The organism is Nonomuraea sp. NPDC050691, from assembly GCF_040654455.1.
GTDB lineage: Bacteria > Actinomycetota > Actinomycetes > Streptosporangiales > Streptosporangiaceae > Nonomuraea.
This window is the reverse complement of the sequence record NZ_JBFAIA010000320.1, coordinates 1-3,915: the sequence shown is the minus strand read 5'-3', so window position 1 is coordinate 3,915 and position 3,915 is coordinate 1. Positions and strand designations below refer to the sequence as shown.

General features: G+C 73.6%; 4 protein-coding genes and 2 pseudogenes. All 6 read right to left on the bottom strand.

Annotation, left to right across the window (positions count from 1 at the left end; all coding sequences use genetic code 11):
- A pseudogene (locus AB0H81_RS44135) lies at nucleotides 1–192 on the bottom strand (hypothetical protein); the annotation flags it as partial.
- Nucleotides 193–248: 56 nt separating this feature from the next.
- On the bottom strand, nucleotides 249–1,031 hold the full coding sequence (locus AB0H81_RS44130; protein ID WP_358388309.1) for a MerR family transcriptional regulator: 783 nt from the start codon (nucleotides 1,029–1,031) through the stop codon (nucleotides 249–251).
- Nucleotides 1,032–1,100: 69 nt separating this feature from the next.
- The gene (nusB, locus tag AB0H81_RS44125) at nucleotides 1,101–1,511 is read right to left on the bottom strand and encodes a transcription antitermination factor NusB (protein ID WP_358388305.1); all 411 of its coding nucleotides are present in this window, start codon (nucleotides 1,509–1,511) and stop codon (nucleotides 1,101–1,103) included.
- Nucleotide 1,512: 1 nt separating this feature from the next.
- Complete coding sequence (efp, locus tag AB0H81_RS44120; RefSeq protein ID WP_175588732.1) at nucleotides 1,513–2,073, bottom strand: elongation factor P; 561 nt, start codon at nucleotides 2,071–2,073, stop codon at nucleotides 1,513–1,515.
- 25 nt (nucleotides 2,074–2,098) lie between these two features.
- Nucleotides 2,099–3,148, bottom strand: a complete 1,050-nt coding sequence (locus tag AB0H81_RS44115) for a Xaa-Pro peptidase family protein (protein WP_358388303.1) — start codon at nucleotides 3,146–3,148, stop codon at nucleotides 2,099–2,101.
- 14 nt (nucleotides 3,149–3,162) lie between these two features.
- Nucleotides 3,163–3,915, bottom strand: a pseudogene (locus AB0H81_RS44110) (hypothetical protein); the annotation flags it as partial.

Sequence of the window (3,915 nt, the reverse complement as noted above, 5' to 3'; positions counted from 1 at the left end):
CGCGCCCGCCCGGCGCGCGGCCAGGAACAGCCGGCCGGCGACGACCGCCTCCAGCGTGAACACCAGCGCGGCGACCGTCTCGGCCGCCACGAGCAGGGGCACCGGCGGACGGACCCCCGACACGAGCAGCACGGCCAGGAGGAACTCGGCGGGCACGACGGCGTAGAGGGCGGCACGCGCGAACCTCACCATGACACGGCCCTCACCATGACGACGAGCCTCACCATGACGCCGGCTCTCCGGGGCCCTCAACACGACGTCCGCTCGCGCAGCCGCTCCATGAGCTGCCGCAGCACCGCGGCCTGCGCGGACGTCATCTCCCCCGCGAGCGTCTCCAGCCACCGGTCGCCGTCGGTCACCGGCGAGCCGCCCGCCGCCGGGTCACGACTGTTCTCGATCATGGCGGAGGCCATCGCGTCGGTGATGTGCCCGGCCAGGTCGGCGGCGAGCCCGGCCACCCTGGGGTCGTCCGGGTCGGCGCCGGCGAGGTCGTCGAGCCGCCGGTAGAGGTCGAGCCCGCCGGCGAGCGTGTCCGGCTCGGTGAGGGGCCGCATCAGCTCGACCACCGCGCTCTCGCCCTCCGGGCCGCCCATGGCGCTCGCCAGCGTCAGCATCTGGCGGTCCAGCTCGGCGAAGCGCGATCCGTCGAGGGACAGGCCGCGCAGCACGTCGGCCATGCCGGCCGACATGAGGGCGCCGGATCCCTCGTCGGCGCGGGCGAGCAAGGCGGCCAGGCGGGCGCGCCTGGCCGCGATCGCCTCCTGCTCCCTGGCGAGGTCGGCGTCCAGTTCCTGGAGCATCTCGCGCAGGTCGCGGCCGTCGTCGTCGGCCAGGACGTCCCGCAGCTCGTCGAGGGAGAGCCCCAGCCGGGCGAGCTGCCGGACGCGGGCCAGGGCCACCGCGTCCGCGAGCCGGTACTCGCGGTAGCCGTTGGCCTGCCGCGCCGGCTCGGGGAGCAGGCCGATGTGGTGGTAGTGGCGCACGGTCCGGGTGGACACCCCGACCAGCGCGGCGAGTTCGCCGATTCTCATGACCTCAATGAGACACGTTGACGTCGCGTCAAGGTCAACCCGTGATCGGGAAGGCCCGCGGGGCGGGCCCTAGAGCGTCAGGCTGGGCTTGAGCTGCTTGAAGCGGGCCAGCAGCCCGTTGACGAACTGCGGCGACTCGTCCGTGGACAGCTCGCCGGCCAGGTGGACCCACTCGCTGATGACCACGCCCTCGGGCACGTCGGGCATCCAGAGCAGCTCGTAGGTGCCGCCGCGCAGGAGGTTGCGGTCGACGGCGGGCATGCGCTCGAGGGTCCAGCCCTCGGCGTAGGTGGTGATCAGCTCGTCGATGCGCGCCTGGTGGCGGGCGACGCCCTCGACGAGGGCCGAGGTGTACTCGTTGACCGGCGGCTCCTGCCGCTCCACCCGCTCGGCGAGGATCTTGAGGGGATCCTCGCTACGGATCTCGGCCTCGAAGAGGATGTCGAGCGCGCGCCTGCGTGCCTTGCCCCGTGCCGACACCTCAGGCCCGGCCGAGGTATTCGCCGCTGCGGGTGTCGACCTTGACCTTCTCGCCGGTGGTGATGAACAGCGGCACCTTGATCTCGGCGCCGGTCTCCAGCGTGGCCGGCTTGGTGCCGCCGGTGGAGCGGTCGCCCTGCAGGCCGGGCTCGGTGCTGGCGATGGTCAGCTCGGCCGCCGCGGGCAGGTCGACGTAGAGCGCGGCGCCCTCGTTGAAGGCGACCGTGGCCAGGGTGTTCTCCAGCATGTAGTTGGCGGCGTCGCCGACCGTGCGGGCGGAGACGTTGACCATGTCGTAGGTCTCGGTGTCCATGAACACGAAGTCGTCGCCGTCGCGGTAGGAGTACTGCATCTCGCGCTTGTCGACGTTGGCCACGTCGACCTTCACGCCGGCGTTGAAGGTCTTGTCCACGACCTTGCCGGACAGGACGTTCTTGAGCTTGGTGCGCACGAACGCACCGCCCTTGCCCGGCTTGACGTGCTGGAACTCCACAACGGCCCACAGCTCCCCGCCGTCGAGCTTCAGCACCATGCCGTTCTTGAGGTCGTTGGTCGTCGCCACTCGTTTTCTCCCGCGTGCGGCCGCTCTAAAGGACGAGCAGCTCCTTGGTCGTCTTCGTGAGGAGTTCCGGCTCGCCCTCACGTGTCACGAGGGTGTCCTCGATGCGAACGCCGCCCTGACCGGGCAGGTAGACCCCCGGCTCGACGGTGATCGGAACTCGATCCTCTAGTCTACCGGTCCGCGACGGGCCCAGGAACGGCTCCTCGTGGATCTCCAGGCCGACGCCGTGGCCCAGGCCGTGCCGGAAGTGGCCGCCGTGCCCGGCCCGCTCGATGACGGAGCGGGCCGCCGCGTCCACCTCGCGGACGTCGGCGCCGGGGACGAGCGCCTCGCGCCCCGCGCGCTGGGCGGCGGCGACGAGGTCGTACAGCTCGCGCTGCCAGGCGGCGGGCTCGCCGAGGCACACGGTGCGGGTCATGTCGGCGTGGTAGCCCTCGTACACGGCTCCGAAGTCGAGGGTGACGAGGTCGCCCGCCATGAGCGGCCTGGTGGTGGGGCTGTGGTGCGGCACGGAGCCGTTCTCGCCGGCCGCGACGATCGACTCGAACGCGGGACGGGTGGCGCCGAGCTCGGCCATGCGCGCCTCCAGCAGGCGGGCGACCTCGCGCTCGGTCAGCCCGGGGCGGATGGCGCAGCAGACGTCGGCGAAGGCCTGGTCGGTGATGGCGCAGGCGGTGCGCAGCAGCTCCAGCTCCTCCTCGTCCTTGACGGCGCGCAGCCCCTCGACGACGTGCTCCAGCGGGACGAGCGCGTCGCCGCCCAGGCGGTCCAGCAGCCGCCGGTACGTGGCGACGCTCATGCTCGCGGCCTCGATGCCCGCCCCGGGCACGGCCAGCGTCCCCGCCGTGTCGACGGCCTCGACGACCGGCACGCCCAGGGCCTGCGCCCGTTCCACGTACCGGTTGTCGGTGGCCAGCGTCGCCGAGCCGTCGGCCCCGACGAGCACGGCGGCGTTGGAGCTGTCGAGGCCCGTGAGGTAGCGCACGTTGACGGAGGAGGTGACGAGGAGGGTCTCGACGCCGTGGGCGGGCAGGGCCGCGGCCAGCCTGGCCCGCCGCTCGGAGTGGATCGTCATGGCGTCAATGTACGTCAGAGCCGCCAGTCGCCCATGAAGTCGGGCAGCGGGCCGGAGGTCGGCACCTCGCCCCTGGCCTGGGCCTGCCTCAGCTCGGCCATGACCTCCCTGATCTGGCCGCGGCCGGCGGCGTCGCGGCCCCGCTCGAAGCTCTTGGCCGCCTTCCTGAGCTTCTTGCGGGCGTTGTCGGCGACGCGCGGGTTCACGTCGCCGATGGCCCGCTGTGCCGTCAGGGCGTTGTCGAAGGCCCACAGCCACGCCGACCACCCGCCCGGCGGGACGACGCCGCTGGTCAGCGTGGCCTTCGGCTGGCCGGTCCCCGCGAGGGAGGTGGGCTCGTCCGACGGGATCACGACCTTGGGCGTGGTCGACGGGAGCGTGGTCGGCTCGGGGGTGGGGATCTCGGGGGTGGGCTCGACGGTGGCGGCCGGGGTCGGGGTGGGGGCCGCGGTGGGCGTGTTCTTGGAGCCGCCCCACACCACGAACGCGACGGTAATGGCCACGATCACCGCGATCGCCACGCCGAGCTGCAGGAACAGCTTCCGGTTGGAGCCGGCCTCGCGCCCGTCGGCCGGCAGCGCGTCGTAGACGGCGGTGTCGCCGGCGCGCGGCGGGTCGTGCGGACCTCCGCCGGGCGGCGCGGGGAGCGGGCTCGCGCCCGCCGCGCGCGGTGGCGCGCCGGGCGACGTGGCGGGCGGGCCGCGCGGGGCGGCGGGGACGTCGGGGGGGGGTCCGGCGGGCGGGGGCGGCCGGGGGCGGGGACGGGG